The organism is Mycolicibacterium sp. P4_G11, from assembly GCF_056555145.1.
In genome coordinates this window covers 503,010-529,567 of sequence record NZ_JBFUJW010000005.1, presented here as the reverse complement: position 1 = coordinate 529,567, position 26,558 = coordinate 503,010, and the positions used below count along the sequence as shown (strand labels likewise).

The 26,558-nt window shown below is 64.9% G+C and carries 28 protein-coding genes and 2 tRNA genes; 13 read left to right on the top strand and 17 right to left on the bottom strand.

Features of this window, described 5'->3' with window-relative positions; genetic code table 11:
• Positions 1-9: 9 nt before the first annotated feature.
• Complete coding sequence (locus tag AC1U2B_RS13895; RefSeq protein WP_480217235.1) at positions 10-444, bottom strand: SRPBCC family protein; 435 nt, start codon at positions 442-444, stop codon at positions 10-12.
• Positions 441-773 carry an ArsR/SmtB family transcription factor gene (locus AC1U2B_RS13890; protein ID WP_043987896.1) on the bottom strand — a complete coding sequence of 111 codons (333 nt, stop codon included), beginning with the start codon at positions 771-773 and terminating at the stop codon, positions 441-443. Before AC1U2B_RS13890 ends, AC1U2B_RS13895 begins: the two co-directional genes overlap by 4 nt.
• Before the next feature lie 86 nt (positions 774-859).
• Here AC1U2B_RS13890 and AC1U2B_RS13885 point away from each other — a divergent pair, with 86 nt between their 5' ends.
• Both AC1U2B_RS13885 and AC1U2B_RS13880 read left to right on the top strand, forming a co-directional pair.
• Positions 860-1,618 (top strand): DUF899 domain-containing protein, encoded by a 759-nt coding sequence (locus tag AC1U2B_RS13885; protein ID WP_480217234.1) that lies wholly within the window; start codon positions 860-862, stop codon positions 1,616-1,618.
• Positions 1,608-2,264, top strand: coding sequence for a maleylpyruvate isomerase family mycothiol-dependent enzyme (locus tag AC1U2B_RS13880; protein ID WP_480217233.1), 657 nt, complete (start codon positions 1,608-1,610; stop codon positions 2,262-2,264). Before AC1U2B_RS13885 ends, AC1U2B_RS13880 begins: the two co-directional genes overlap by 11 nt.
• Positions 2,265-2,267: 3 nt before the next feature.
• On the opposite strand, the gene AC1U2B_RS13875 is transcribed toward AC1U2B_RS13880, so the two are convergent.
• From AC1U2B_RS13875 to AC1U2B_RS13855, 5 genes are all read right to left on the bottom strand, one after another.
• A complete protein-coding gene (locus AC1U2B_RS13875; RefSeq protein WP_480217232.1) occupies positions 2,268-3,725 on the bottom strand; it encodes a DUF7059 domain-containing protein in 1,458 nt (485 codons plus the stop codon).
• Complete coding sequence (locus AC1U2B_RS13870; RefSeq protein WP_071288404.1) at positions 3,722-4,069, bottom strand: hypothetical protein; 348 nt, start codon at positions 4,067-4,069, stop codon at positions 3,722-3,724. The genes AC1U2B_RS13875 and AC1U2B_RS13870 overlap by 4 nt, the downstream gene beginning before the upstream one ends.
• Before the next feature lie 100 nt (positions 4,070-4,169).
• Positions 4,170-4,859: a TetR/AcrR family transcriptional regulator gene (locus AC1U2B_RS13865; protein ID WP_480217231.1), complete on the bottom strand. Its 690-nt coding sequence runs from the start codon at positions 4,857-4,859 to the stop codon at positions 4,170-4,172.
• Positions 4,852-5,943 carry a TIGR03857 family LLM class F420-dependent oxidoreductase gene (locus AC1U2B_RS13860; RefSeq protein ID WP_480217230.1) on the bottom strand — a complete coding sequence of 364 codons (1,092 nt, stop codon included), beginning with the start codon at positions 5,941-5,943 and terminating at the stop codon, positions 4,852-4,854. The genes AC1U2B_RS13865 and AC1U2B_RS13860 overlap by 8 nt, the downstream gene beginning before the upstream one ends.
• Before the next feature lie 396 nt (positions 5,944-6,339).
• On the bottom strand, positions 6,340-6,972 hold the full coding sequence (locus tag AC1U2B_RS13855; protein WP_480217229.1) for a TetR/AcrR family transcriptional regulator: 633 nt from the start codon (positions 6,970-6,972) through the stop codon (positions 6,340-6,342).
• A gap of 62 nt (positions 6,973-7,034) precedes the next feature.
• On the opposite strand from AC1U2B_RS13855, the gene AC1U2B_RS13850 reads away from it, so the two are divergent.
• Entirely contained in the window at positions 7,035-7,673 is a 639-nt protein-coding gene (locus AC1U2B_RS13850) for an O-methyltransferase (RefSeq protein WP_480217228.1), read from the top strand.
• A 7-nt stretch (positions 7,674-7,680) separates the two neighbouring features.
• On the opposite strand, the gene AC1U2B_RS13845 is transcribed toward AC1U2B_RS13850, so the two are convergent.
• A complete protein-coding gene (locus AC1U2B_RS13845) occupies positions 7,681-8,238 on the bottom strand; it encodes a sugar O-acetyltransferase (RefSeq protein WP_480217227.1) in 558 nt (185 codons plus the stop codon).
• Positions 8,239-8,300: 62 nt separating this feature from the next.
• Between AC1U2B_RS13845 and AC1U2B_RS13840 the strand changes: the two genes are divergently transcribed.
• Positions 8,301-8,549 carry an Rv2628 protein family gene (locus tag AC1U2B_RS13840; RefSeq protein WP_071288401.1) on the top strand — a complete coding sequence of 83 codons (249 nt, stop codon included), beginning with the start codon at positions 8,301-8,303 and terminating at the stop codon, positions 8,547-8,549.
• Positions 8,550-8,594: 45 nt separating this feature from the next.
• Positions 8,595-9,044: a cupin domain-containing protein gene (locus tag AC1U2B_RS13835; protein ID WP_480217226.1), complete on the top strand. Its 450-nt coding sequence runs from the start codon at positions 8,595-8,597 to the stop codon at positions 9,042-9,044.
• A 2-nt stretch (positions 9,045-9,046) separates the two neighbouring features.
• On the opposite strand, the gene AC1U2B_RS13830 is transcribed toward AC1U2B_RS13835, so the two are convergent.
• Together AC1U2B_RS13830 and AC1U2B_RS13825 are read right to left on the bottom strand one after the other, a co-directional pair.
• Positions 9,047-9,592: a pyridoxamine 5'-phosphate oxidase family protein gene (locus AC1U2B_RS13830; protein WP_480217225.1), complete on the bottom strand. Its 546-nt coding sequence runs from the start codon at positions 9,590-9,592 to the stop codon at positions 9,047-9,049.
• A gap of 50 nt (positions 9,593-9,642) precedes the next feature.
• Entirely contained in the window at positions 9,643-10,263 is a 621-nt protein-coding gene (locus AC1U2B_RS13825) for a TetR/AcrR family transcriptional regulator (protein WP_480217224.1), read from the bottom strand.
• A gap of 111 nt (positions 10,264-10,374) precedes the next feature.
• Between AC1U2B_RS13825 and AC1U2B_RS13820 the strand changes: the two genes are divergently transcribed.
• Both AC1U2B_RS13820 and AC1U2B_RS13815 read left to right on the top strand, forming a co-directional pair.
• The gene (locus tag AC1U2B_RS13820) at positions 10,375-11,547 is read left to right on the top strand and encodes an aromatic ring-hydroxylating oxygenase subunit alpha (protein ID WP_480217223.1); all 1,173 of its coding nucleotides are present in this window, start codon (positions 10,375-10,377) and stop codon (positions 11,545-11,547) included.
• 115 nt (positions 11,548-11,662) lie between these two features.
• Positions 11,663-13,396, top strand: coding sequence for an acyl-CoA dehydrogenase family protein (locus AC1U2B_RS13815; protein WP_480217222.1), 1,734 nt, complete (start codon positions 11,663-11,665; stop codon positions 13,394-13,396).
• Here the strand turns inward: AC1U2B_RS13815 and AC1U2B_RS13810 are convergent.
• The 4 genes from AC1U2B_RS13810 to AC1U2B_RS13795 all read right to left on the bottom strand — a co-directional run bounded on the left by AC1U2B_RS13810 (position 13,393) and on the right by AC1U2B_RS13795 (position 16,799).
• On the bottom strand, positions 13,393-14,856 hold the full coding sequence (locus tag AC1U2B_RS13810; protein WP_480217221.1) for a bifunctional phosphatase PAP2/diacylglycerol kinase family protein: 1,464 nt from the start codon (positions 14,854-14,856) through the stop codon (positions 13,393-13,395). The genes AC1U2B_RS13815 and AC1U2B_RS13810 overlap by 4 nt on opposite strands.
• A 46-nt stretch (positions 14,857-14,902) precedes the next feature.
• Positions 14,903-14,993, bottom strand: a tRNA-Gly gene (locus AC1U2B_RS13805).
• Positions 14,994-15,132: 139 nt separating this feature from the next.
• Positions 15,133-15,672: a hypothetical protein gene (locus AC1U2B_RS13800; RefSeq protein ID WP_480217220.1), complete on the bottom strand. Its 540-nt coding sequence runs from the start codon at positions 15,670-15,672 to the stop codon at positions 15,133-15,135.
• 11 nt (positions 15,673-15,683) lie between these two features.
• Positions 15,684-16,799, bottom strand: coding sequence for a hypothetical protein (locus AC1U2B_RS13795; RefSeq protein ID WP_480217219.1), 1,116 nt, complete (start codon positions 16,797-16,799; stop codon positions 15,684-15,686).
• A gap of 302 nt (positions 16,800-17,101) precedes the next feature.
• Here AC1U2B_RS13795 and AC1U2B_RS13790 point away from each other — a divergent pair, with 302 nt between their 5' ends.
• Complete coding sequence (locus AC1U2B_RS13790; protein WP_480217218.1) at positions 17,102-17,359, top strand: hypothetical protein; 258 nt, start codon at positions 17,102-17,104, stop codon at positions 17,357-17,359.
• Between the two features lie 51 nt (positions 17,360-17,410).
• On the opposite strand, the gene AC1U2B_RS13785 is transcribed toward AC1U2B_RS13790, so the two are convergent.
• Positions 17,411-18,271: a hypothetical protein gene (locus AC1U2B_RS13785; protein WP_480217217.1), complete on the bottom strand. Its 861-nt coding sequence runs from the start codon at positions 18,269-18,271 to the stop codon at positions 17,411-17,413.
• 532 nt (positions 18,272-18,803) lie between these two features.
• Positions 18,804-18,877 (bottom strand) — tRNA-Gly (locus AC1U2B_RS13780).
• 47 nt (positions 18,878-18,924) lie between these two features.
• Between AC1U2B_RS13780 and dcd the strand changes: the two genes are divergently transcribed.
• On the top strand, positions 18,925-19,494 hold the full coding sequence (gene dcd, locus AC1U2B_RS13775) for a dCTP deaminase (RefSeq protein ID WP_043987885.1): 570 nt from the start codon (positions 18,925-18,927) through the stop codon (positions 19,492-19,494).
• Positions 19,495-19,718: 224 nt separating this feature from the next.
• On the opposite strand, the gene AC1U2B_RS13770 is transcribed toward dcd, so the two are convergent.
• A complete protein-coding gene (locus AC1U2B_RS13770) occupies positions 19,719-20,534 on the bottom strand; it encodes a superoxide dismutase family protein (protein ID WP_480217216.1) in 816 nt (271 codons plus the stop codon).
• Positions 20,535-20,699: 165 nt separating this feature from the next.
• On the opposite strand from AC1U2B_RS13770, the gene AC1U2B_RS13765 reads away from it, so the two are divergent.
• The 4 genes from AC1U2B_RS13765 (at position 20,700) to AC1U2B_RS13750 (ending at position 26,557) form a co-directional block, all read left to right on the top strand.
• Positions 20,700-22,010, top strand: a complete 1,311-nt coding sequence (locus AC1U2B_RS13765) for an ammonium transporter (RefSeq protein ID WP_071289615.1) — start codon at positions 20,700-20,702, stop codon at positions 22,008-22,010.
• Positions 22,011-22,233: 223 nt separating this feature from the next.
• The gene (locus AC1U2B_RS13760) at positions 22,234-23,781 is read left to right on the top strand and encodes a DUF7159 family protein (RefSeq protein WP_480217215.1); all 1,548 of its coding nucleotides are present in this window, start codon (positions 22,234-22,236) and stop codon (positions 23,779-23,781) included.
• Between the two features lie 70 nt (positions 23,782-23,851).
• Entirely contained in the window at positions 23,852-25,180 is a 1,329-nt protein-coding gene (locus tag AC1U2B_RS13755) for a UDP-glucose dehydrogenase family protein (protein WP_480217214.1), read from the top strand.
• Between the two features lie 60 nt (positions 25,181-25,240).
• Entirely contained in the window at positions 25,241-26,557 is a 1,317-nt protein-coding gene (locus AC1U2B_RS13750) for a cytochrome P450 (protein ID WP_480217306.1), read from the top strand.
• Position 26,558: the final 1 nt, after the last annotated feature.

Here is a 26,558-nt window from a genome sequence, read left to right as displayed (position 1 = left end):
GCAGTGCGCTCAGCGGCGCAGCACCGTCTCCAACTGTTGGGCGGTGAGCTCCCAGCCATTGTGGAAGTTCTCCTGTTCGTGAGCCGGCAGCAGGGAGTGCTCGATCGCCATCAGCGTCTCGCCCTCGCCGTGGGGTTCGAAGGTGACGTTGACGACGCTGGCCATCGTCGGATCAGGCCAGTTCGAATTGCTCCACGTGAAACGCAGCAGACGCGGGCGGTCGATCTCCAGGAAGCGCCCGATGATCAGGACGAGGCTGCCGGAGTGTTCGACGTCGAACTGTAGCTTGCCCCCGACGTGCGGCTCGACGGTGATGGCGACACAGCGGTCGGGGCGCGGACACATCCAGTCCGCCAGTGACTCGACATCCAGCCATTCGCCGAACACCACGTCCGGCACTGCCGGCATGATGCGCTGGACGCGTACGGTGACGGGCTCTGTCATTGACCATTTCCTTTGCGACGCAAGCGGTCAGCGAGGGCGTCTGCCCGCACCGACCAGAAGTTGGATTGTTCGTTGATCCACTGCTGCGCCACGGTCAGCCCATCGGGGCGCAGGGACACCCAGCGTTCCCGGCCGCGAACATCGCGTTGCACCAGGCCCGCCGATTCCAGCACGCCGATATGGCGGGAGACGCCGGCAAACGTCATCGGCAACGGTGCGGCCAGGTCGGTGATGCGCGCATCGCCTTGCCGCAGCGTCTCCAGCAGCCATCGGCGCGTCGGATCGGCCAGGGCGGCATAGGCCCGGTCCAGCAGTTGATCTTCAACCATCTTGTTGACTATAGCGATGGATGATGCTCTGCTGGAATAGAGATGTTCAACAAAGTTGTTTAATGATTCTGTAGAGGAGGAACACCATGCAGAAACCCGAAATCGTGACAGCGGCCGAGTGGGACGCCGCGCTCGAGAAAATGCTCGTTGCGGAGAAGGAATCGACCCGGCAGCGGGACCAACTGGCCGCGATGCGGCGCCGCATGCCCTGGACGCCGGTCACCAAGGACTACACGTTCATCGGACCGGACGGTGAACTGAGCCTGGCCGAATTGTTCGGTGGGCGAAGGCAACTCGTCATCTACCGGGCGTTCTTCGAGGAAGGCGTGAAAGGCTGGCCCGAGCATGCGTGCCGCGGCTGTTCGATGATCGCCGACAACGTGGGACACGTCGCACATCTCAACGCTCGCGACACCACGCTGGCGTTCGCGTCACGTGCGCCGCAGCCCGACATCGCCCGGATGACGGCCAAGATGGGCTGGAAGATGCCCTGGTACACCATCACCGACGACTTCGACGTCGACTTCGGCGTGCACGAGTGGCACGGCACCAACGCGTTCATCCGGGATGGCGACGCCGTCTTCCGCACCTACTTCATCAACAGCCGCGGCGACGAAGCATTGGGCAGCTCGTGGAGCTACCTCGACATGACGGCGCTGGGCCGGCAGGAGACCTGGGAAGACTCCCCACCCGGATACCCGCAGGACGCGCCCTACGAATGGTGGGACTGGCACGACACCTACGGCGAGCACCAACCGTCCCGCTGGTTCGGCGACCCCGACCCCAGCAAGCCCAATGATCCCCGTCCGCCGCGCGAAGAAGGGTGCGACTCCTGTGAGCGATGAATCCGAACTCGCGGTTCTCTACCAGCAGACCCTGGACCGCATCATCGAATTGGTCAGTGCGCCAGGTGCTTCGGCAGATGCGGCGGTCGCCGCCTGCCCCGGCTGGTCGGTGCGGGATGTACTGGCACATATGGCCGGCGTCGCACAGGACTGGGCCGCGGGCCGCCCGGCCGCACCGCCCACCGACGCGCAGACGGCAGCTCAAGTGGCCCGGTTCGACGGGCTCGGCGTGGACGACATCCTGCGGGCCTGGGGCGAAGCGGCAACGGAAATGCCGCGGCTGGCCCGGGAGGGCATCGCCCCTCCCCTCGGCGACATCGTCGTCCACGAACACGACATCCGGGACGCGCTCGGCCGGCCGGGTGTGCGGGATTCCGCTGCAGTGCAGAGTGTTTCCGATCAATTGCTGCGCATGCTGGACACGCCGGTGCCGGTGCGGGTCATCGTCGAGGACGGCGAGTACCACTGTGGTCCGGATGGGGACCCGGCGATCGATCTGAAGACCACGCGATTCGAATCGATCCGCTGGCGCACGGGGCGGCGCAGCCGCAGTCAGATGGCGGCCATGGCCTGGTCCGGGGACCCGGCGCAGGTACTCGATCAGCTGTACCTGTTCGGGCCGGCGACTGCCGATCTCGTTGAATGACAGTCAGTTCCAGTCGACCAGGCCCAGTTCGATCAGCCGGGTGGCCGTGCTGAGGGCGTCGGTCCTGATCTGATCGGGGGCGAAGCCCGTGGCGTCTGCTGCTGCGACAATGAGGTCGCGCAGCGGCCGTCGCCCGTCGAGCTCGAGCACCACAGGGAGCGCCACCGGAGATACGGTGGCGCACACGCTGAGCCCGGGTAGGGTCCACAGCTGTGTCGGCGCCGGTTCGTACCCGCCGTCTCCACGGGACAACGTCTGGTCCAACCGGTTACCGGGCAGCGGCGTCAGCACCGCGTCGAGCAGGTCCTCATCGGTCAGCTGGGCCAGCCGTCGCCGGTGCGCGAACACCCGTTGAATCTGATCACTGGCCGACCCCGTGGGGGAGCCCGGCATTTCGTCGGTCCACAGGTGCTCGGTCCGAGTGTCATTGCGCTGCATGATGATTGCGCCGGTCGTCAGCGCCTCGATGGCCTGGTCGCGATAGAACGCCAGCCAGCGATCGAGGGCGGCCGCGAAATCGGCGGTGGCGTGCACGCTCTGCGCCAGCCAGGTCTCGGCATGCTCGATGGGATCATGCGTCGCGAACCGCAGAACACAAGCGTCGCAACCTGATTCCGCGAACCACGAGCGGACCGGCGCCACCCAATCGCCGTCCGCCGGATGCGGCCAACTCGCCAGCATGGTGGCCCAGCCCCCGGTGCGCAGCCGCGGCACGATGTCGTGCACCAGCTGCTGGCCCAGGCTGCCGGGCTTGCGGGCCGCCTGACCGGCGTCGCGCCACAGGTAGGTGTTGTCGGGCGAGATGATGAAAGGCGGATTCACCGTGATCAGGTCAAAAGTCTGATCGCCGACGGGTTCCAGCAGGCTGCCTTCGCGCCAGCTGACATTGGACAGGCCGTTGAGTCCCGCGCCGAACTCGGCCAGCCGCAATGCTCGGGTGTTCACGTCGGTACCTGTCACGTGGGCAGCGTGGTCGGCGGCTTGGAACGCCTGCACACCACCGCCGGTGCCGACGTCGAGCGCATCGACATCGGGGAGGCGCACCGTGAGGTCGGCCAGCGTCATGGACGCCTGCGCGACGGCGACGACGTGTTCCCGGCCGGTCGGGCGCCCGTCCTGCCAATCGTGGGCGACGAGCATGTCGTCGGCCCACCCGATGCACATCGTCGCCCGCACATCGTCGTCGCTGCGGGTGAGCAGGCGGGCGTCGACCAGGTCATCGATGTTCAGTGGGTGTAGCGCCCCCGCTGCGTCGGCGGTGGGCACCTTCGAACCGGCCAGGAACAGGTTGGCCAGGGTGGCCAGTGGATCGGAACCCAGGCGGTGCGCCAGCACAACCGCCTCAAGGGGATTCGGCGCGATGCGGCCGCCACCGAGCTGGCTCGGTGAGTAGCGCGCGGCAGCGAGCACCTTGCCGAGGTCTGCGGCGCAATCGACCAGTCGTGCGCCGGCTTCGGTCACTTGTGGAACGGGTTGGTGATCGAAAGCGATGGTGCGCCAGTGATCTTCTGGAACACGTTGAACTTCTGGAAGACGTTGACCTTCTGCAGGTTGTCGAACTTCTGCAGGTTGTCGAACTTCATGAACGGGAGGTTCACCTTCTGCATGTTCCAGAACTTGATGAATGGCGCGTTCAGCTTCAGGAACGGGGGCGGGGCGGTATTGATGCCGCCGACGTCGCAGCCCGTTTCGCAGGTTGCCGGCGCGGCCGCGGCCGACGAGGCGGTGGCCAACGTGACACCGGTGGTCGCCGCCAGCGCCACCAACGACAACGTCACGGTCCGGTTCAATTTTTCGCTAGCCATAGCAGCCTCCGATTAGCCACACGGTGCAAAAACATGCAGGTCAGATGCTATCAGCGAACAGCTCGGCGGACCTAGGAAAATATCTCCGTATGGTTTGCCACTACCGTCGCGGCTGGGTCAGCAACGCGACGACGGCATCGGTCAGCGCCGAGCGGGCGACGTCGAGATCCGAGGTGAAACCGATCTGCCGTTCGTTGCTGAGACCGCGGATCGCAGCGGGCAGCAGGCATCGCACGCGATGCAACTGGTCCGGGTCGACGTCGAGCCCGTCCATCAGATAGTCGAAACCCTGTATCCAGTCGAGCTCACGGGCCGCGAAAGCCGCTGCGGTGCGCGGGTATTCGGCAGCGATATCGGAACGCCGCGCCGGCAGTGACGTGCGCAGTGCGGTCAGAGCCCGTCCCTCCGCGGTGTCCAAGTAGCGCCAGACGGATTCGATGGCCCCTTCCACCCGCTCCCGCAAGGTGCCGCTGCGCGGCGTGTCCGGACCGGAAGACCAACTGCGGGAATGGATTTCGGTGATGACCGCAACCCAGAGTCCGTCGAGGTCGGCGAACTGGTGCTGCACCGTGCCCCAGGTGACGCCCGCATCCTTGGCGATGCGGTTCGCCGACACCGGTTCGCCACCGCTGTCGGCCAGACAGCGGATGGCGACGTCGAGCAGGCGCGCCCTGGTTTCCAGGCCGCGTTTGTTCAGCTTGGTGCCGGCGCCGGACTGGGTGACGACGGCCTGCCACTGCTCCCGGGCAAGGGCCGCCTGCAGGGAATCCCGGGCCGCGTGCTCAGGCAAATCGACCGGGATTCGCCGCGACCGCACGGTGCAGCGTCGGCCGGTCGGCGCGGTAGGCCTCGACCACCGGGGCGAGTTCGTGCGGGCTGGCCCCGTGCATGATCACCGAGTGCACGCCCAGATCGTACTGGCGGGCAATGGTTTTCGCGCAATCCTGTGGCGAGCCCTTGGCGACGGCGTCCAGCCAGTCGGTGGGGATCAACTCCGCGATCCGCTGCAGCGTCTCGAACGACGCACTGGCATCGATGGGTCCGGCAGTGGCCGCATCGGTGAACAGGTCGGATTGGCGGATACGGTCCCACGTCGCTCGATCCCAGCCATTGGCCGAGACCAGCACATCCGGATAGGCCTGCAGATAGGTCGCGAGCCGCCCGACACCACGCCGGATCCGGTCGTCCTCGGACAACGCATCGGGGACCGTTGCCAGACATGCCCAGATGCGGACGCTGTCGGGGTCCCGGCCTGCCTTCTCGGCGCCCCGGCGCACCGCGGCAACCGACTTCTCCGTCGCTTCGTCGGAGAAAAAGGTATGCAGCACAACGAAATCGGCGATCTCGCCGGCGAGCTCCATGGTCTTCGGGCCGACCGCCACCAGGCCGATCGGCGGCCCGTCCTCGAGGCCGTTCACGTGGCGCAGCATGGGCCACTTCCCGGCCGGGCCATCGTGATTGAGGATCATTTCGCCGGCCCAGAGGCGGCGCAGGATGCCGAAGAAGTCGCGCAGGCGGGCCTCGGTGACCACCGGGAGGCCGATCGCCTGCCAATACGGTCCCATCCCGCGGCCGAACGCCATGGCGAACCGGCCCTCGGTCAGCGCGTGCATCGTCGACCCGATGGTCGCGGTCACGGTGGGGTGGCGGGTGTGGTGATTGGTCGACGGCGCGATGCCCAGCGTCGTGCTCGCGCCGGCCACCGCGCCACTGAGGACGCCGGCGTCCTTCACGGTGAAGCGCTCGCCGATGTGGCAGGAGCCCAGCCCGAGCGCCTCGGCCGCCCGGGCCTCGGGCAGCACCACCCGGGTGTCGGCGGGATGCCGGGTGACGGCGTAGTAGCCGAGCTCGTTGAGCTGGTCTGGCGTGCTCATGGTGCGCCTTTCATCGGAGACGCTTAGCACTGTTAACCATCTGGGAGCAATTGTCAATGAGGGTTCTCAATAACTTGGTGAGGGCGTATCCGCCGAGGCGCCCGCTGTGTCGATGCAGGGGAATCGGGCATGCAAGCGATCGATCAGGAACTTGGCCTCATCGAGGTCGCGGCGGAGCTCGTGGGCGCGTCGCCGCATCGACCGCGCCCGCTCTGACCACGCCGACGCATCAGGTAGCGACTCAACCCGGGACAGCCTGGACGTCAGGTCCCACGCATGCCTGCGTAGCTCCGCGCGCAATGCCCGAGCCTGTGCCACATCGGCATCTTCAGTCACAAGGGACATATTTACACCACGGTAAATTGCTTAGCATGGCGGCCTGCGGCTCGCGGAGCGCTAGTTGGCCCGCTCTGGGGTGGCTGACACCTTCTTGTGGCTTGATGCCGACACTGTCAGAACGATGTCGACTACAGCGTCGAGGAACGTGTCGTCTATCGGTTCACCCGTCACGATCACGCGATGGTGAATCGGGCCGACGAGCCACTCGGCCAAGGCGGCCACGTCGGTCTCGGGGGGCAGCTCATTGCGTTCGATCGCGCGGAGGAACGGTTTCTGGTCGCGGGTGCGCTGATCAGAGAGGTAGCGGGATCGAAAGGTCTGTGCCAACTCCGGATCGTGTTGGGCTTGTCCGATGAGTGCGCGGTAGACGACGCCCGCGTCATCGGTGGTCAGGAAGTGGGCGGTATCGCGCAGATGTGCGCGCAGATCGGAGTCCAGGCGGCCGGTATCGGGTGGCTCCAAAGCTGCGGCGGCATCTTCGAGGAATGCGTCCATGAGGACTTCTGTCTTGGAGTTCCACCAGCGATAGACGGTCTGCTTGGCGACCCCTGCCGCTTTGGCAATGCCTTCGATGGTGACCCCGGAAAAGCCCTTTTCGACGAGTAGGTCATCGGCAGCGCGCAGTACGGCATCCCGCGCAGCTTCACTGCGACCGTGCCGGTTTCCGTGATGCGGTTGCGCGTCTGCCATGGCTCGATTGAACACCATCGTAGCCCTAGCCTAGACGCAACGTTGCGTCTATTGTAAAACGCATGACCTCAACCTTGAACCGACCGGAATACGCCTCGATCATCGATCGCCTGTTCGCCGATGCGCAGTTGGACGATCAACGGCGGCAAGGGCTTTCGCCGACCGCCTATGCCATTGCAGAACGTGCCGATATTTGCCAGGACTTCTACCTTTCGGTGGCTCCGGACTCGGGCCGACTGCTGTACAGCCTGATTCGTGCACTGAAGCCCTCGACCATCGTGGAGTACGGGATGTCCTATGGCATCTCCACCCTGCACCTGGCCGCCGCAGTCCGGGACAACGGCGTCGGGCGGATCATCACCACCGAGATGAGTTCGCGGAAAATAGCGGCAGCCCGCGCGACATTCGCCGAGGCGGGGGTTGCTGACTTGATCACGATTCTGGAAGGAGACGCTCGCACGACCCTCGAGACCATCACGGGCCCAGTGCAATTCGTGCTTCTCGACGGCTGGCCCGATCTGGACTTGCCGGTGTTGAAGATCCTGGAGCCGGTGTTGGCGCCCGGCGCGTTGATTCTCGGCGACAACGTCAGGCTCGACCCGGAGCACGTCTACCTCGACTACGTCAACGCGCCGGCGAACGGTTACGTCAGTGCCCCGATTCCCCTCGACAAGGGCATGGAATTGACCGTTCGGGTGTAGTCCCGACCTACAACTCTCGGATCGCCCGCGCCGGCGAGCCGACCGCCAGGACGCGAGGTGGCAGGTCGCCAGTGACCACCGAACCGGCTCCCACGACAGTGTCGGCGCCGATGGTGACGCCCGGGCACACGATGACGCCGCCGCCGAGCCACACGTTGTCGCCGATCGTGATCGGTTCGGCTGCTTCCCACTTGGCTCGGCGGGCGCCCGGCTCCAACGGGTGGGTGGCCGTCAACAGCTGCACATTGGGGCCGATCTGGACGTCGTCACCGATGCTGATCCTGGCGACGTCGAGGAGGATCAGGCCGAAATTTGCGAAAGTGCGGGTGCCGATGGTGGTTTGGTATCCGTAGTCGCACTGCAGCGGCGGACGGATCTCGCTGCCCTCGCCGAAAGCGCCGAGGAGTTCGCGAAGCAGGCGGTTTCGTCCCTCGGTGTGGGTCGGATCGAGGGTGTTGATCTGGTGAGTGAGCTGCTGCGCGCGTTGCGAGTCGCTGATCAATTCGGGGTCGTCGGCAATGTAGAGGTCACCAGCGAGCATGCGGTCGCGCATCGAACGATCCATAGCACCACGTTAGGGGCCTCCTCTGAAGTGAACCTTTTTGACGCCGCATTCGTTCAATTGGTATGAGCATCATCGACTTCCGCCGCCGGCGCCCCACAGCGCCGACCTTCGTGGTGGTCGACCGTCTGCATGGCCGGCGCGCCGAAGAGGTGCCCGGCGAACAGATCGCGGCGACGGTCTCGACGTGGCTCGCTGAACTGGGCGTGGAGAGCCCGCTGATCGACGCGCTGGAAACGGCCGCGCAGAGTCAGGACTGGCCGACCGTGTACGCGCTTGGAGAGCGGCTGTCGGTCGACGTCATGGTCGCGTAGCCGAAATCGCCCGTGCAAGTGCCCCACGTCGCGCACAGTGAACGCATGACAAAGTTGCGCGTTGGGAATGCCTGTGCGGCACTTGGCCTGGCGATGTTGTCGGCACCCGTCGCCGGGGCGACGCCGCCCGAGGGGGACGTCGTGCGCACAGACCTCGCTCGCGGCGATACGTCAGCTCCGGTCGAGATTGTCACCGGCGGCACACCGTCGACCCTGATCGTTCAGGGGCTGAAGCTGGCGCCGGGTGCGAGCAGCGGCTGGCACACCCACCCCGGAACCGAGTATTCGGCGATCAATGCCGGCGGCGTCGTGCTGCAAACCGCCGACAACTGTGCGGGAATCGAATTCGGCAGTGGCCAAGCGGTTTTCATTCCGGCCGGAGTGCCGCATCGGGTCGCCAACGAGAATGCCGGTGCCGCGGAAGTCGTCGTCACCTACACGATGCCCGCCGACGTGCCGCTGCGCGTCGATGCCCCCGACGCCTGCGCCGGCTGAGGTCAGTCCACAGCCAGCTTCGTCGGCATCCCGTCGATGCTCGACAGGTTCTTCTGCTGCCAGTATTCGGCGACGCCCTCCGGGCCTTTCTTCTCGGCCCAGGTGTCGAGCAGCACGCGCTCGGACTCGACTGACATGAGCGGCACGCCGAAGCCGCACGAGGTCTGGACCAGGTCCACGGTCATGTCATAGATCTGGCGGGCGCTGATGTGCGGCGGGAACTCGCGGTAGAGCTCGTCCCAGTCGGGGTCTTTGGGCTGGACTTCTCGGGCCGTGCCATACAGCCGCAGGATCAGGGGCTCGCGGTCGAACGAGCAGAACATCAGCGTCATCCGCGGGTTGTCGAGCAGATGCGCCGAGGTCTCATTGCCGCTGCCGGTCAGGTTCAGCCACGCCACCCGATTCGGCCCGAGGACTCGGAGGGAGTCCAGGCCTTTCGGAGAGAGATTCACCCTGCCGTCACTCGCCGCCGTCGCCACGAAGTACATGCTCTGCGCGGCAATGAAGGTGCTGAATCTGTCAGTGATCTCCGGGAACTGCTTGGCCATAGGGGCATGGTTTCACGGCGGAGTGGAATTGGTCGACAGAGTTTCGCGCGCTACGGAGCTGTGTTGGCGACTGCGTCGTGATGCATCTGGACTGCCGGGGCGACCCAGCGATGGAGGAAGGCGCGCAATTCCTCGCCGTGCCGCTCGGGGCCGCCGGGATCCAAGATGAACGACTGCAGTGTCCGCAGCATGAACTCGACCAGCTCGTCCAGCTGCCTACCGCTGAAACCGGCTGCGGGCCAATCGACTTGGAAGCGCTCGAGGATCGACCGACCGAACGAAATCGACGTTTCGGAGGTGACGCCGGCGGCGAAGGCGCTCGCCCTGCCGGGGTGCATGACCAAGCTCAGATAGCGATCGTTGGGGAGTTGTTCCAACGTGTAGGCGATGCCTTCGATCACGGCCTCGGTGGGGTCAGTGATCGACTGCAGGTCTTCGGCCAAGCGGTCTAGAAAGCCTTCGACTGCCGACAATGCGGTGCCGGTCATCAGCGCGTCGAGGGTGGGGAAGTAGCGATACACGGTCTGCCGGGTGATCCCGAGTTCGGTGGCTACATCGGACACGCTCACCGAACCCCGCTCGTCGATCGACGAGCGGGCCGCGCTGACGATGCGGCGCACCGCCTCCTCGTCGTCGACGGGGATGTCACCAGACCAGCCGTGTCTGCGCATCACCGCATACTTCCATCCCGCTGCTCCCCGGCGGACCTCATCCACTCTTGACCATACATAGTGTCTCTAATGTATGGTCCGATTACTTCCGAGCGTGAAATGAGGTCAGCCATGACGGCGATCGCCGAAGGACCGGTCAGCAATCAAGACGAAGAACTGACCAGGCGTGCCCTGCGTCATGCCGTCGACAAGACGACGGACCTGGCCGACCGCGAACTGCGGGTGCCGCTGCACTACTACCGAGATCCGAAGATCACTGAGATCGAGGAGTCGCAGGTGCTGCGCCGTGTGCCGCTTGCGATCGTGCCGTCGGCCCAGATCCCCAACGCCAACGACTACGTCGTGCGTTCGGTGCTGGGTGATTCGCTACTGGTGACCCGCGATCGCGACGGCGTCAGTCACGTGTTCCTCAACTACTGCCGCCATCGCGGCGCGAAGCCGGCGTGCGGAGCTGGTAACGCTGCGCGGTTCACCTGCCCGTACCACGCGTGGAGCTACAAGAACACCGGCGAACTTTTCACCGTTCCCGGCAAGGCGGGTTTCGATTCGATGGACAAGGCCGACTACGGACTCGTTGAGCTGCCGAACGAGGAGCGCCACGGCTTCATTTGGGCCGTCCTGACCGCCGGTGCCGCCATCGACGTCGGCAGCCACCTCGGGCCCATCGGTCCGGAACTCGAGCTGATGAATTACGCCGCGTACGGGTATCACACCGAGAAGGAGTTCCAGTCGCAAGTGTCGTGGAAGGGAGCCCTCGAAGCGTTCGCCGAGGGGTACCACTTCCCATTCGTCCACGGCGAGAGCGTGATTGGGCAGAACACCCTGCCCAATACCGGGGTGTACGACGAGTACGGCAAGCACCACCGGATCGGCTTTCCCTTCAACTGGGTCGCCAACCTCGCTGACGACCCGTCCGGCTCCTGGGACCCGCACCAGAACATGGGCGTCATCTACTGGATCTATCCCAATCTGATCCTGGCGAACAGCCCGATTGGTGTGGAGATCATCGACATCCTGCCCGCTGGCGAGCCAACCCGATGCTCGGTGCGCCACAGCTGGATGGGGCGCGTGCCGGCCACTGATGACGATATGCGTGCGGTCTATGACCAGGTGTACGACAACGTCCACGCCGCGGTCGTCGACGAGGACTTCGCCATGTTGCCCCAGTGCGGGGAAGGTGTCAGGCACGGTCAGCACGACCACATGATCATCGGCCGCAACGAAATCGGAGTGCAGCACATGATCAGGGTGTTCGCCCAGGAGCTCGGTGTAGCGCTCCAATAAGGGCGCACCCGTCGCTCGTTGGGGCGATCTCTGAGTCGCCAATCGGAATCTGCCGTCCCGCGGTCGTCCGAGGGCTAGATTCGGTGCCAAATCCGGACCGAAGAAGGTGCGCCCCATGCCGAACGCCCGCGGACTGCTGCTCAACCCGAACGATTTCGACCCTCAACACCTCGATCCGGAGTCGCGGCGCCAGTTGCGCGCGCTGATCGAATGGTTCGAAGATCGCGGCAAGGTGCGGTTGCTGCAGGACGACCTGGCCGCGACCTGGGTGACCGACTTTCTCGAATTCATCAAGCGGGAGAAGGTTTTCGCGACGTTCCTGACGCCGTCGGAGTTCGCCGACGGTGATCCGAACAAGCGCTGGGACACCTCGCGCAATGCCGTGCTGAGCGAGATCCTCGGCTTCTACGGGCTGGCGTATTGGTACGCCGAACAGGTCACCATCCTCGGTCTCGGCCCGATCTGGCAGAGCGACAACATCAAGGCCAAGGAGCGTGCCGCCGCCCAGCTCGAGGCGGGCGGCGTCATGGCGTTCGCGTTGTCCGAGCGCGAGCACGGCGCTGACATCTACAACACCGACCTGCTGCTGACGCCGACGACCGACGAGGGCGTGGTGTTCCGGGCCTCGGGGGAGAAGTACTACATCGGCAACGGCAACGTGGCCGGCATGGTGTCGGTGTTCTCGCGCCGCACCGACGTCGACGGGCCCGACGGTTACGTCTGGTTCGTCGCCGACAGCGGCCATGAGAACTACGAGCTGATCGACAACGTGGTGCACGGCCAGATGTATGTCAGCACCTTCCGGCTCAACGACTATCCGGTGCATGAGGAGGACATCCTGTGCACCGGGCCGGAGGCGTTCTCGGCGGCGTTGAACACCGTCAACGTCGGCAAGTTCAATCTGTGCAGCGGCTCGATCGGGATGTGTGAGCACGCCTTCTACGAGGCGATCACGCACGCGAACAACCGGATCCTCTACGGCAACCCGGTCACCGACTTCCCGCACGTGCGTGCGTCATTCGTCGACGTCTACTCCCGGTTGATCGCGATGAAGTTGTTCAGCGATCGCGCCATCGACTACTTCCGCAGTGCCGGCCTCGACGACCGCCGCTACCTGCTGTTCAATCCCGTCACCAAGTCCAAGGTCACCTCCGAGGGCGAGCGGGTCATTACCCTGTTGTGGGATGTGCTGGCCGCCAAGGGGTTTGAGAAGAACACCTACTTCAACGAAGTGAACCGGCTGATCGGTGCCCTGCCCCGACTGGAGGGCACGGTGCATGTGAACGTCGCGCAGATCCTGAAGTTCATGCCGAATTACATGTTCAACCCGGGCAGCTACCCGCAGATCGGTACCCGCGACGACGCGGCCGACGACGTGTTCTTCTGGGCGCAGGGGCCGGCGCGCGGCGCGTCCAAGGTGCAGTTCGCGGACTGGGCGCCGGTGTATGAGCGGAACCTCTCGGTCCCGAACGTCGCCCGGTTCTACGAACAGGTGGTGGCGTTCAAGGACCTGCTGGCCACGGCGGCGCCCGATGCCGACCAACAGCGCGACCTCGACTTCGTCCTCGTTGTCGGGCACTTGTTCACGCTGGTGGTCTACGGGCAGTTGATCCTCGAGCAGGCCGAACTGACCGGGCTCGACCGTGACCTGGTGGATCAGATCTTCGACTTCCAGATCCGCGACTTCTCGTCATATGCGGTTGCGCTGCACGGCAAACCGAGCTCGACGGTGGCGCAACAGGAATGGGCGTTGGCTGCGATCCGCAAACCCGTCGCCGATACGGCGCGCTTTGACCGGGTCTGGGAACAGGTGGCGGCCTACGACGGTGCGTACGAGATGCGGCCCTAGGGCAGGGGCCGAAACACCGGCAGCGCCCGGTAGCGCACGCTGAAGCTGGCCTCGCTCACCGCTTCGCCAACCTCACCGTCATAAGCCACGGTCGTGGGTCCGTCGACGGCGACGAAGCGGAACTCCGGCACCTGCAGCTCGTGATACAGCGGGCTGCGTTCCAGCCTGCCCAACGCCACGGACGTCGAGATGCGCAGCCGGCCGAACCGTCGCCCGGTCTCGAGGATTCGCACGTCGATCAGCCCGTCGTCGAGACGTGGTCGCTGCGACGGGGCGAATCCGGATGGGAAGTACTTCGAATTGCCGAGGAAGAAGAGTTCGGTCTCAAGTGTCTTGTCGTCGTAGCTGATTCGCACCGGAGCTTCCCGGCGCAGCGTCAGATAGAGCGCGCATAGCGCGGCCAGCGGCTTGCCCATCCGGCGCTCGAGCTTCTCGCGTGTCCGCACGTACTTCGGGTAGGCGCCGATGCTGGCGGTGTTGATCACCATGCGTTCGTCATTGAGGCAGACCAGGTCGACGTAGGCCGCGGTGCCTTCGGTGATCGCCTCGACGGTCCGGGCCACCGAATCGCAGCCGATGTCCTTGGCGAAGTGGTTGAACGTCCCACCGGGGAACACCGCGAGCGGGACACCCTGCTCGACGGCGATGCCCGCCGCGCACGCCACCGTTCCATCGCCGCCACCGATCGCGAGCACCTCGACGCGTTTGGCTGTTTCGCGCAGCACCGCTTCGATGTCGTCGTCTTTGTCGAGCTCGACGATCTCCATGCCCGGCAAGGCTTTTCGGGCCTCGTCGATGATGCGCTTGCCCGTCCCGTCACCGGAGGCCGGGTTGATGACGAGTGCGACGCCTGTGCCGTCCGGTCGCGGCTCGGTGTGGAATCGCAGCGGTTCAGAAGTAGGCAGGGTGGCCGCGGGGATGGTGGGGACGATGCGGGCGCCGAGGACCGCGATCGCGGCGCCGATGCCGAATCCGGCGAACACGTCCCCGGGATAGTGCGCGCCGGTGGCGACCCGCGACAACCCGACGAGGCCGGCGAGGAGTGCCAGCGGCAGGCCGGCCAACGGCGATTCCAGTCCGACGGCCACGGCGAAGGCCGCCGCGCTCGCGGAATGACCGGACGGCAGGGAATGTGAGGTGGGGACGCGCTTGGTCTGCCGGGCCAGTGGGATGAGGCTGCGGTCCGGCCGAGGCCGCCGCCAGATCCGTTTGGCCAGCTGGTTGGTCACCAGGCTGGTCACCGCCAGGCTGACGACGCCGCGCGCCGCCCCGCGTTTCACCGATGCGCTGCCGAGCGTGCCCAGCCCGGCGGCGATGGCGAACCACAGCTTGGAATGGTCTGCGGCCCTGGTCAGCCGGGGCATCACGGTGTCCAGGAATGGGCTGGGTGATTCGGCGACCGCCTCGAAGACCTCACGGTCCAGAGTGCCCAGGCCCTTGCCAATCGCGCGGACGTCCATGGGGCCAACGTATCTGTCGCGGCCAGATCGTGCCGCAGGCTTTAGGTGGAGCCGATGACGGGAATCGAACCTGCGTATTCAGCTTGGGAAGCTGATGGGACGTGATCGATGGGTAGCAACTGATCCCAATATCGCGCCCGATGAGCTGTTCGGTGATATTCGCCGCAGGTTGCGAACGATTTGCGACTACCTGATTCGCCGTAAGCCTCCAGATGCTGTCGAGCGCAGCAAGCGGTGGCGGCCGAAGCGCCAGGCTGGGTTGCCGGGGTGACAGATCTACCGAGTGATGTAGTTAAAAGCCGTGCGAAATCGTCGCAGCACCATAAGTAGAGTCAGTCCAAGATGGACGAAGAGCCACACTACGGCGGGGGTCCATCCCCAGGCTAACGCGGTACCGCTTGTTACGGCCGCTGCGACTCCGAGTATTGAACTCAGGGCAAAGCCAACGGCGATTGCGTAGGTGATGTTCGCACGCAGGTCAGCGATGGCTATTGGAAGGTTGTGTGCGTTGGGGAATTTCTCGCCCTCTTTTCGGAGGGTCACACCCATGTTAAAAATCACACCCAGCAGGCCGAAAAGTAGACCCGTGAAAATGGAAGTGCCAGCGAGAACCTGCCCGATATTGCTCAATTCCAAACGCCAGAATACGAAAGGAGCGGCACACGCGGTCGGCGTGATGAAGAACCAAGCCGCCCATTTGCGTCGTTCAGACTTTGCGACATTCTGAACTGGCGAGTCGGACCAGGTGTCGCGATGGTCCTTCCAGATCGCGGGCACACCTGTTCTGCGTTCCAGTAGGGCACTCCAACTGGCCATGGCTCGCCTACCTATGTTGCGGTCGGGTCGCTCCCCGCCCATCCGGCGGGAAGCGAGACGCCTCGGTTGCTCAAGATCGTTTCAGCATGACTCACCCACGCTGCCCACAACTCCGAGTCAGACAATCGCCTGCCGGTCTCGTACACGAACTGAGGCATGCTGTCGCGCTCCACCGAGAATACTCGCTCCGGCCGACGAGTTCCTACGCTCACTTCGTACGACGAGTGCTCAAGCCCCTGCTCAGCAGCATTTTCGACGGGATTCAGATCATTGATTAGGTCGGCTATTGATCTGTCTGTGTGCGAGTCAAGTTCTGCAAGCCTCGCCGCGATGAGTTCTAAGCGCTGTTTGTCTTCGACCGTGAAGGCGTCGTTGGCGGCCTCGCGCTGCTCGGTGGCCAGTCGCTTGGCCTCTAGCCTGGCCGATTCGGTTACGAGTTGAGCCCGGTCATTCCTGCGAGTCACCCGATCGATGACCATCTCTTTGAAACGTTCGGTAAGACCGCGCAGCGTTCCGCCGGTTATCGTGACCTTAACCGTCTTGTCTTCGGCTGTTGAGGCGTCGTCGCCGGGTGCTGACTTGAGCAGTTCTGACACCTGTAAGACTTGCTTCTCCGCCAAAACTAATTGCCAGTCGGATGCCTCGGCGAAGCCTTCTAGTCGAATTATCGATTCGCGAAGGCGAAACATCGACGGCTTTAACACCCAATTGTCGATTAGCTCTTTCAGGTGCCGCCGTCCAATTCTTTCCACAAATAGAATTCCGTAGTAAGAGTCGGATGGAAGAATCATCATCGCGCGCAGTCCGCTGAGAAGAGCCTGCCGTTCGCCAGTCGGAACCGATTCCTGAGTATCCATGTCGTACGTTTCGCCTTCAATACCCGCCGGGCCCTTGTAAATCTTGACCCAGACGCTGCGACCGGATGTTCTGAACTCTTTCCGGCGGAAGCCTTCGGCGGTGCGACTCTCGGAGCGGTAGCCACTTCCCATCGCGTCGAAAGCTTCGGTGACGAGATCAAGCAGGTCAAGGCCATCGGCTCCGCAATGGCTCACGCGCTCCACTGAACGGGGTCGACGCGTTACAGAAACGCGAACGAGGTAGACGAGGTAGCCAAATGCGGTAGCCATCGGTCGGAAAATACCACCAACTGCCCACGTAATTGGTTAGGCGGCGTTTGCCGCGTTTCTTCCGATGAACTTGATGCTTGAATTCTCGAATTCGGCGGAGTGGCCCGAATGGCGAACATCTGGAGCCGCTCTACAAGCGTGTTTGCGGAGAAAGAGCAACCTTGGGCAGGCTCAAGATCGCACGCGGATGCAGTGCAGTTCGTTGGTGATGCGACGCGCAGGGCCTCCGAGTCTGGTCAGGTGCCGCTCATCGGCGCAGATGTCGACATCAGCGTTACCGTCTCCCTGCAGGTGTTTCGTCGATGCCGACCGAGGGCGTGGAACCGGACGGTGAACAGCACTCCACCCCGACGGCAACCATCGCCGTATCGGATGCGGTGGTGCCGCCTGCGCTGAAATTTCACGCGCAGAGCCACATTCACTTGAGCTCGCGCGCGGCGGCAAGTATTCCGCCGCTGCGCTTTTCGCGCTTCATGGGGCCTGTCGAAGGTCGCGACATCCATCTTGATTTACGCCAACGTTCTCGCTGGCGACTGCACGGAAAGAACGATGGTGCGTGAAGCGATCAGCAGGCCAAGCGGCGAGTCGAACGTACTGTCGATGCGCTGCAGTTAGGCAGTATCGGAATCGTGCGGTCGAGCGTCATACTCCTCAACGGTGCGTCTGAGTTGCCGAACATCTTCCGTTATCGAACGCAGCTCGCTGGAGGAAATTGAACCGACCGGACCGCCGTGTACAATTCTGTTGCGCAGTTGTAGGCCGCGCAGTGTCTGGTTGGCTTGGTAATTCGAAAAAACCTGTATATCTTCGATCGATCTGATCATGTCGCGGAACCCGGCGCCAGCATCGCCGAACCGTTCCATGTAGAGAGTTCGAATTGCTTGCTCAAGCTGTTGCCATTCGAATAAGAATGTGCCGATAAACCCAGGGGCAACGGTGAGTGCCGAGGTTGCGGATGTGGGCTCAATCGAGGTCTCTTGCAGCTCTGCTGCGGAACGGCCGCGCAGCACTTCCGTTCTGTAGTCGATCCACCGCTTGGCGAAGAACCTCGACAAGAAAGCGATTGCGAATCCGAGGTAGGCGAGTATGAAGGCGCCATTGAGCCCAGGGTAGTACGAACCAGATTCGCTTGTTCGGGGCAGAAGGAGCACCGTTACTTGATAGATTGCATACGTTAGTCCGCCGCCACCTATGACAATTCCAAGCATTTGATAAGCGTCGAGTAGAAAGCGTAAACGGTGCGCCCGGCGCTCCTGGTATTCGACAGCTGACGGAATCGCTACGCTTTGGCTGGATAATCCGATCGGATGAATTTCGGCGATTGCCTCGGCGATTGCCTCCGCGTCGAAGGGCCTAGGATTTTTATCGGCATAGTTGCGTCTATATGCACGACTAAGAATCTCTCGTCGTTCGTTTTCTAGGTACTTATCTAGCTCGCGCTGGGCAGCCTCGGAAAGTGAATTGTCTGGCATGTTAGTGCCCCTTCACAAAGCGCACAGTCTCACAAGACAGTGCAAGGATGACGGCTACAACAAGTAACACGGCGCCCCAACTCTTGTTGAGATTATTGGTCGCCACACCGGCGATGAATGCTCCGGCGGGTGAGCCGAGTACAAGTAGTAATTCCCCGCGATGGCGTTTTCGGGGAAGGAGCCCCTGGCGGATAACAAGGTCACCTTGGATTACGTGCTGTGCGGTGATTTCTTGGGGCGCGCCGCTCGCGCGGGCTCCTGACTCGAACCGGTCCGCTTCTTGCACGAGGTCGGCCTCGTACCGCAATTTCGCGTTGTCGAACGCGGTCTGACCACCTTGTGAGAAGTTCGCTGTCAACGCGCTCCCGCCCGCTCTTTGATTGACTATCGCGCAAATTGTTGCGTCGCCGATGCTAGCGGACCGGGTGGGTTGGCAAACAGCTTCTCGATGGAAGTATCGAGGCCTGGCGGTCACCGTGGTGATCGCGCAGTGGCAAGAGTGGTACCTGAGGTCCGCTGGGCTTGACTTTCGTGGAGCCGATGACGGGAATCGAACCCGCGTATTCAGCTTGGGAAGCTGATGTTCTGCCATTGAACTACATCGGCACGGTGGTGCTGACGCAGGATATCAAGCTGGCCGTTAGTCTCGTCGGGTGCTCCTCTCCGACCGCGATCTCCGGGCCGAAATCGCTGCTGGGCGTCTCGGCATCGATCCGTTCGACGACGCCATGGTGCAGCCCTCCAGCGTCGACGTTCGCCTGGACAGCCTGTTCCGGGTTTTCAACAACACCCGCTACACGCACATCGACCCCGCGCAGCAGCAGGACGAGCTGACCACCTTGGTCGAGCCCGACGAAGGTGAGCCCTTCGTCCTGCACCCGGGCGAGTTCGTGCTGGGCTCGACACTCGAAACCTGCACGCTCCCAGACGATCTGGCGGGCCGGCTGGAAGGCAAGTCGTCGCTGGGTCGGCTCGGGCTGCTGACGCACTCGACCGCGGGCTTCATCGACCCGGGCTTCTCCGGCCACATCACGCTGGAGCTGTCGAACGTCGCCAACCTGCCGATCACCCTCTGGCCGGGCATGAAGATCGGCCAGCTGTGCCTGCTCCGCCTGACCAGCCCAGCCGAGCACCCCTACGGCAGCGACAAGGTCGGCTCCAAGTACCAGGGCCAGCGTGGCCCGACGCCGTCGCGGTCGTACCTGAACTTCTCCAAGCCCTGACCTGCATTGACTGCGAACTGACGCACAACTTTTGCAAGTAGGGAACTGCGTAGATTCGCAGTCAACGCCTGCCGGGGCTGGGTCTGCTCTGGCGGCGTCAACCACTCGGCCTTTCCAGCCATAGATTCAGGGTCAACGGCCACGGACGAGCTTCTGCAGTTGATCCGGTAACCAGGGCGTTCGTTACTCGCACTTTTGCGCCCTCACGTGAGAGTCAACGGAAACTAGCCGCTCGGGGTCGCGCTCGTCGGCCCAGCTGAGCTGGTGGGCACCGTGGTCGTCGACGTAGAAGACGTTGTCGTGGAAGTAGTCGTGGTGGTTGTCGATGACGTTGTCGTCGGTGAAGTGGTCGTCGTATGAGTCGCAGGCGGCGCCACCGGCACGTGCGTCGTCTCGGTGACGGTCTCGGTCGATGTCGACGCCGAGGGAGAACCAGCCGGAGCCAGCACCGCACACGCCACGCGCCCGCCGGCGTCGCCGGTGGCCAGCGTCTCGGCGTCGGGACCTGAAACACCGTCGTGCGTGTACCGCGGCGGGATGTTGGCGAAGTTGTCCGGACCCTGGTGGATGATCAGCGCGCTGCCTTGCGGCCCCTTCAAGGCTGCCTCGGTGAACGCGTCGGTGGTCGCAACGACCTTCCCGGTGCCGTCGCCGCGGATGTTCAGCGGCGTCAGATCGCCGCTCGAGGGATGCCCGGTGTGCCCGGCGACCTGCAGATGGCCGCCGGCGGACGTGAAGTCTCCTTCGCACTTGCCCACGGAATGGATGTGCATGCCGTGGCTGCCGGGGGCGAGGATGCCGCCGCCGGTGGTCTCGACGGTCACCGTGGCGTAGCCGTCAGAAAAGTCGATGGCGGCGTTGGCGACGGGTCTGCCGTCGGACGTCTTCAGCACGACGTTCAGTGCTGACGGATTCGCCTGGGTCCAGGTGGTGGGCGGCGCAGAGGTCGACGGCTTCGACACCTGGCCGGAAGTGCAGCCCGCCAGCACAAAGGCCGGCGCGGTGAGCAGGGCAGCAGCGACAGTTGTGCGGTTCAACATCCCAGCCGAATACCCCGAACGACCACTGTCTAATCGCCCGTTGTTTCACGCGAAACCACGCTGCAAACCCCCGTGTGAGGCTGGTGTAACACAGCGGAAACGCAGTCGCCGCGCGCCGGAAACTCCGCCGATACATCCTCGTCAAGATTGTCGAAGGAGACCCACGTGCAAGGCATCGATCCCGCCGCCACCGCCTGGCTGCTCGCCAGCACCGCCCTGGTCCTGCTGATGACCCCGGGCCTGGCCATCTTCTACGGCGGCATGGTCCGTACGACCGGCGTGCTCAACATGATCATGATGAGCTTCATCTCGATTCCGCTGGTCACGGTCGCGTGGCTGTTGCTGGGATACACGCTCGCCTTCTCGGAGGGTGACGGTTTCCTCGGCAACCTCGAACACTTCGGCATGCTCGGCATCGGCCCGAGCACGAACCACGGCGCCGTCCCGGAGCTGCTGTTCGCCACCTTCCAGCTGACCTTCGCGATTATTACCGCCGCCCTGATCAGCGGCGCCATCGCCGACCGTGCCAAGTTCTCCGCATGGATGGTCTTCGTCCCGGTCTGGGCGATCGTCGTCTACAGCGTCATCGCGCACTGGGTCTGGGGCCCGGACGGTTGGCTCGCCAAGATGGGCGCGCTGGATTACGCGGGCGGCCTGGTCGTCGAGATCGCGTCGGGTGCCTCGGCGCTGGCACTGGCGATCGTGCTGGGCCCGCGCATCGGCTTCAAACAGGACTCCATGCGTCCGCACAACCTGCCGTTCGTTCTGCTCGGCGTCGGTCTGCTGTGGTTCGGCTGGTTCGGTTTCAACGCCGGCTCGGCGTTGGCCGCCAACGGCACCGCCGCCGCGATCTTCCTCAACACCCTGGTCGCGGGCTGTCTCGGCATGCTCGGGTGGCTCACCGTCGAGCAGGTGCGTGACGGCAAGCCGACGACGTTCGGCGCCGCGTCCGGTGTGGTCGCCGGCCTGGTCGCGATCACCCCGTCGTGCGGCACGGTCAACACCCTGGGGGCGCTCATCGTCGGGCTGCTGGCCGGCGTGGTCTGCTCGTTCGCGGTCGGCCTGAAGTTCAAGCTCAACTACGACGACTCGCTCGACGTCGTCGGCGTGCACTTCGTCGGCGGTGTCGTGGGCGTGGTGCTGATCGGGCTGCTGGCCACCGACGTCATGACCGGCGGCGCCCGCGGCCTCTTCTACGGCGGCGGTTTCGCGCAGCTGGGTAAGCAGCTGCTGGCCATGGCCGTCGTCGCGGCATATGCCTTCACGGCGACCTTCGTGCTCGGCAAGATCATCGACAAGGTGATGGGTTTCCGGGTCAGCGCAGAAGACGAAACCGCCGGCGTCGACTTCACGCAGCACGCCGAAACCGCCTACGCCGAGGGCGTGCACGGCCACCTGGGCACCCGCCGGCCATCCGGTTCCAGCTCGCTCACCGATCTGCTGAAGCAGCCCCGCCCGGACGCCGAAGACGCCTAAAACTGCTTAGGTCATCTACGCCAAACGCGGGTAGGGTTGAACCACCGGCATTGGCGGGACTCTGTCAGCCAGCGCCGCGGCCAGAACTGCATCGGGCCCATTGAGCTGGGGGAATCGGTAACGCCTCCGCCGCCCGCCACGATGAAGTTTCTAGTTGTGGCCTGCGCGTCAGGGGTTTCTCGGTGTCGGCCTAGATAGCGTAGCGAACACTATTGGAGGGTCAGTGGACATCGTTTTGGGTGTGTCTATGACGCCAACCACGGTGCGTATGGCGCTGGTTGAGGGCGATAAGGCCGACGGTGAAATCGTCGACCACGATATTTTCGAAACACAGACGGCGGACAGTTCAGCAACGCCCGTCGAGCAGGTTGTCAGCGCCATCCTGGGTACCCGGGAGAGCGCCGCGGAGGGTGGTCACCACCTGAAGTCGGTGGGTGTCGCCTGGAGTGACCACGACGCTGCCGCGCGGTTGCGCGACGCGTTGGACGCCGCCGGCGTCAAGGACGTCATGATGGTTTCCGAGCTGCACGCGGCCGGCTCTCTGGCGCAGGCCGCGGGGCAGGCGGTCGGCTACTCGAGCACCGGTCTGCTGTTCGTCGACCGCGACACCGCCACCATGTCCGTCGTCGATTCCGACGGTTCCATCTCCAAGGTGCTCAGCCGCAGCCTGCACAGCACCGACGCGATGGCCGTGCTCGGCGATATGGCCGCCGCCGTCGCGAGTGCGGACTCGTCGCCGCAGGGCATGTTCGTCGTCGGCGCAGGCGTCGACGTCACCGCGGTCCGGGCGCACCTGGCCGAGCTGCTCGACATCCCGGTGAACGCCCCCGGCGACGCTGACCTGGCGCTGGCCCGCGGGGCCGCCCTCGCCTCGGCCAACGCGCCGATGTTCGACGCCGCCACCGCAGGTCTGGCCTACTCGGCCGCGCCGGGTGGCGCCGTTGCCGCAGCTCCGCTCGCGGCTCCGCTGCTGACCGCCGACGAGTTCGGTTTCGACGAGCTGGGCGACGCCCCGGTGGTCGCCGATCAGGGCCGCAAACCGTTCCTGCTCGTCGGTAGCGCGCTCACCTCGATCTTCGTGGTCGGCGTTGTGGCCCTTGCCATCTCGCTTGCGGTGAGCATCCGCCCGACGGTCGATCAACGGCCGGCACCTGCGCAGGCCGCCATCGTGCCCAGCGCTCCGGTCGTCGCACCCGTGCCGCCGCCGGCGGCCGTCCCGCCGCCCGCACCCGCCGCGGTCCCCGAACCGGCACCCGAAGTCGTCGCCCCGGCGCCGCGCCACGTCGAAGCGCCGCAGGTGGTCAAGGAATCGGCGCCCCAGGTGCATGTGCCGGCCCCGGCGCCCGAAGCTCCGGCCCCGGCCCCCGTCCCGGTGTCAATGCCTGACGTGCCGGCCGCTCCCGTCGAGCCGCCCGCGGTGGTTCCCGCCCCGGCTCCCGTGGTGTTGCCGCCTCCGGTCATCGCGATCCCCGGTCCGCAGCCACCCGCCTGGAACCCGTGGGTGCCGCGTCCGCAGCAGCCCCAGTGGAATCCGGGCAACAACTACCCGGACTACCCGAGTCGCGGCGGCCGTGGCCACGACGACGACGGCTACCCGGGCAACTACCCCGGCAATGGCTATCCCGGAAACCAGTACCCCGGCAACGGATACCCGGGCAACCAGTACCCGGGCGGCTCGAACGGGTACCCGGGCGACTACCCCGGTGACTCCGGCAAGAAGCCGAAGCAGCCCAAGCAGACCTGCTTCCTGATCTTCTGCGCCCCGAAGTAGTCACCTGCCGTTGGCCTGACGCTCAGTGTCGCGTAGCGACGCGCTCATCGAGGCTGCCTATCAAGGCAGTATGAGATGCACCGTGTTCGGTACTGGCTATCTGGGCGCGACGCACGCCGCAGGCATGGCGGAGCTGGGTCATGAGGTCCTGGGTATCGACATCGACCCCGGCAAGATCGCGAAGCTGGCCGCCGGCGACATCCCGTTCTACGAACCCGGGCTGCGAAAGATGCTGCGCGACAACATCGAAGCCGGGCGCCTGCAGTTCACCACCGACTACGACGAAGCCGCCGAGTTCGGCGACGTGCATTTCCTCGGCGTGGGCACCCCGCAGAAGAAGGGGGAGTACGGCGCCGACCTGCGGCACGTGCACTCCGTCATCGACACCCTGGTGCCGCGGCTGCGCCGGTCCGCGGTGATCGTCGGCAAGTCCACGGTTCCGGTCGGCACCGCCGCCGAACTCGTGGCCCGCGCCCGCGAGCTGGCGCCGGTGGGCGTCGACGTCGAGGTGGCGTGGAATCCGGAGTTCCTGCGCGAAGGCTTCGCCGTCAAGGACACCCTGCACCCGGATCGCATCGTGCTTGGCGTGCAAGCGGATTCGCAGCGCGCCGAAGCGGCGGTCCGCGAACTGTACGCACGGATCCTGGAACGGGGCGTGCCGTTCCTGCTCACCGACCTGCAGACCGCGGAGCTGGTCAAGGTCTCCGCGAATGCCTTTCTGGCCACCAAGATTTCCTTCATCAACGCTATCTCCGAGGTGTGCGAAGCGACCAACGCCGACGTCACCGTGCTGGCCGACGCGCTGGGTCACGACCCCCGCATCGGGCGGCGATTCCTCAACGCCGGCTTGGGTTTTGGCGGTGGCTGCCTGCCCAAGGACATCCGCGCCTTCATGGCCCGGGCCGGTGAGCTCGGTGCCGACCCCGCGCTGACCTTCCTGCGCGAAGTCGACAGCATCAACATGCGTCGGCGCACCCGCATGGTCGAGTTGACCACCAAGGCGTGCCGCGGCACGCTGCTGGGCGCCAACATCGCGGTGCTGGGCGCGGCGTTCAAGCCCGAGTCCGACGATGTGCGCGACTCGCCCGCCCTCAACGTGGCCGGGATGCTGCAGCTCAACGGCGCCGCCGTCAACGTCTACGACCCCAAGGCCATGGACAACTCTCGCCGCGTCTTCCCGACGCTGAACTACTCCACGTCCGTCCTCGAGGCCTGCGACCGCGCCGACGCCGTGCTGGTCCTGACCGAGTGGCAGGAGTTCCTTGACCTGGACCCCGAGCAGCTGGCCGGCACGGTCCGCGCGAAAGTGATTGTCGACGGCCGCAATTGCCTGGACGTCGCGAAATGGCAGGCCGCGGGCTGGCGGGTATACGCACTGGGTCGCAATCTGTCGGCCTGATATCCGACTGCAGTATGTAGCCCGACCCCGCCGGGCGTGCCTAAGCTCGGCGTCATGACGCTGAGGCAACGGCTCAACTGGTTCGCGCTACATGCTGTCATCCGTCAGCTCGCGGGCTACGGCGCGCGGCACGGAGACCTGCAGGGACGGCTCATCGCCGACCCCGCGGTGCGGGCCGACCCAGGGGCGTTCGCCGACGAGCTGCGCAGCCACGGCCGGATGTACCGTGGCCGCGCCGCTTGGATCACCGCGGATCATGCTCTGGTGCACCAGATTCTGCGTTCGGACGACTTCACCGTCACGCAGATCGGCGGCACCCTGCCGGGCGCGCTCGGCTGGCTGGAGGGCAAGACCACCGTCAAGGGCCGGTTGCATCCGCTGCTGCCGCCGTCGCTGCTGTCGGTCGACGGGGAACAGCACACGCGCTACCGCAAGACCGTCTCGGCGGTGTTCACGACGCGCGCCGTCGCGGCGCTGCGCGAACGTGTGCAGCAGGCCGCGACCGTGCTGATCGACGAGCTGGTGGTCGCGCCACCCGACACCGCCGTTGATGTCGTGCAGAGCTACTGCTCGCAGCTGCCGGTCACGGTGATCGCGGACATCCTCGGGGTGCCCGAGCACGACCGGCCGCGCATCCTCGAATTCGGCGAGCTGGCCGCACCCAGCCTGGACATCGGGCTGACCTGGCAGCAGTACCTCAGCGTGGAAGACGGTTTGGACGGGTTCAACACCTGGCTCGGCGACCACCTCCGCGCGCTGCGGGCCAACCCCGGCGACAACCTCATGAGCCAGCTCATCGCCGCGAGTGACGGCGGCGCCCGGCTGAACGACGAAGAGCTGCGGGCCACCGCCGGGCTCGTGCTGGCAGCCGGGTTCGAGACCACGGTGAACTTGCTGGGCAACGGCATTCGGCTGCTGCTGCAGCACCCGGATCAATTGGCGCTGCTGCTGGCGCAGCCCGACCTGTGGCCCACTGCGGTCGAGGAAATCCTGCGGCTGGACTCGCCGGTCCAGCTGTCGGCCCGGATCGCCAAGGTCGATGTCGACATCGCCGGGTACCAGGTGCAGGCCGGTGAGCCCGTCGTCATCTACCTTGCCGGAGCCAACCGCGACCCGGCGGTCTTTCCCGATCCGCACCGCTTCGACGTCACCCGCGACAACGCGGGCAAGCACCATTCGTTCTCCGGCGGACGGCACTTCTGCCTCGGTGCGGCGCTGGCCCGGTCCGAGGGAGAAGTGGGCCTGCGGACGTTCTTCGAACGGTTCCCCGAAGCGCAACTCGCGGGTCCCGGTACCCGGCGCGACACCCGGGTGCTGCGCGGTTGGGCGGCATTGCCGATCGCACTCGGGCAGGCGCGCGCAGCGGTACCGTCGTGAA

Coding starts and splice junctions, on each gene's coding strand:
- AC1U2B_RS13845 (WP_480217227.1), bottom strand. CDS start 8,238: ATGGATCGTTCGATGCGCGACCGCATGCTCGCTGGTGACCTCTACATT.
- AC1U2B_RS13785 (WP_480217217.1), bottom strand. CDS start 18,271: ATGCCAGACAATTCACTTTCCGAGGCTGCCCAGCGCGAGCTAGATAAG.
- AC1U2B_RS13885 (WP_480217234.1), top strand. CDS start 860: ATGCAGAAACCCGAAATCGTGACAGCGGCCGAGTGGGACGCCGCGCTC.
- AC1U2B_RS13755 (WP_480217214.1), top strand. CDS start 23,852: ATGAGATGCACCGTGTTCGGTACTGGCTATCTGGGCGCGACGCACGCC.
- AC1U2B_RS13860 (WP_480217230.1), bottom strand. CDS start 5,943: ATGAGCACGCCAGACCAGCTCAACGAGCTCGGCTACTACGCCGTCACC.
- AC1U2B_RS13870 (WP_071288404.1), bottom strand. CDS start 4,069: ATGGCTAGCGAAAAATTGAACCGGACCGTGACGTTGTCGTTGGTGGCG.
- AC1U2B_RS13850 (WP_480217228.1), top strand. CDS start 7,035: ATGACCTCAACCTTGAACCGACCGGAATACGCCTCGATCATCGATCGC.
- AC1U2B_RS13790 (WP_480217218.1), top strand. CDS start 17,102: ATGCCGACCGAGGGCGTGGAACCGGACGGTGAACAGCACTCCACCCCG.
- AC1U2B_RS13820 (WP_480217223.1), top strand. CDS start 10,375: ATGACGGCGATCGCCGAAGGACCGGTCAGCAATCAAGACGAAGAACTG.
- AC1U2B_RS13795 (WP_480217219.1), bottom strand. CDS start 16,799: ATGGCTACCGCATTTGGCTACCTCGTCTACCTCGTTCGCGTTTCTGTA.
- AC1U2B_RS13890 (WP_043987896.1), bottom strand. CDS start 773: ATGGTTGAAGATCAACTGCTGGACCGGGCCTATGCCGCCCTGGCCGAT.
- AC1U2B_RS13825 (WP_480217224.1), bottom strand. CDS start 10,263: ATGCGCAGACACGGCTGGTCTGGTGACATCCCCGTCGACGACGAGGAG.
- AC1U2B_RS13830 (WP_480217225.1), bottom strand. CDS start 9,592: ATGGCCAAGCAGTTCCCGGAGATCACTGACAGATTCAGCACCTTCATT.
- AC1U2B_RS13815 (WP_480217222.1), top strand. CDS start 11,663: ATGCCGAACGCCCGCGGACTGCTGCTCAACCCGAACGATTTCGACCCT.
- AC1U2B_RS13895 (WP_480217235.1), bottom strand. CDS start 444: ATGACAGAGCCCGTCACCGTACGCGTCCAGCGCATCATGCCGGCAGTG.
- AC1U2B_RS13810 (WP_480217221.1), bottom strand. CDS start 14,856: ATGGACGTCCGCGCGATTGGCAAGGGCCTGGGCACTCTGGACCGTGAG.
- AC1U2B_RS13800 (WP_480217220.1), bottom strand. CDS start 15,672: ATGGCCAGTTGGAGTGCCCTACTGGAACGCAGAACAGGTGTGCCCGCG.
- AC1U2B_RS13835 (WP_480217226.1), top strand. CDS start 8,595: ATGACAAAGTTGCGCGTTGGGAATGCCTGTGCGGCACTTGGCCTGGCG.
- AC1U2B_RS13770 (WP_480217216.1), bottom strand. CDS start 20,534: ATGTTGAACCGCACAACTGTCGCTGCTGCCCTGCTCACCGCGCCGGCC.
- AC1U2B_RS13840 (WP_071288401.1), top strand. CDS start 8,301: ATGAGCATCATCGACTTCCGCCGCCGGCGCCCCACAGCGCCGACCTTC.
- AC1U2B_RS13855 (WP_480217229.1), bottom strand. CDS start 6,972: ATGGCAGACGCGCAACCGCATCACGGAAACCGGCACGGTCGCAGTGAA.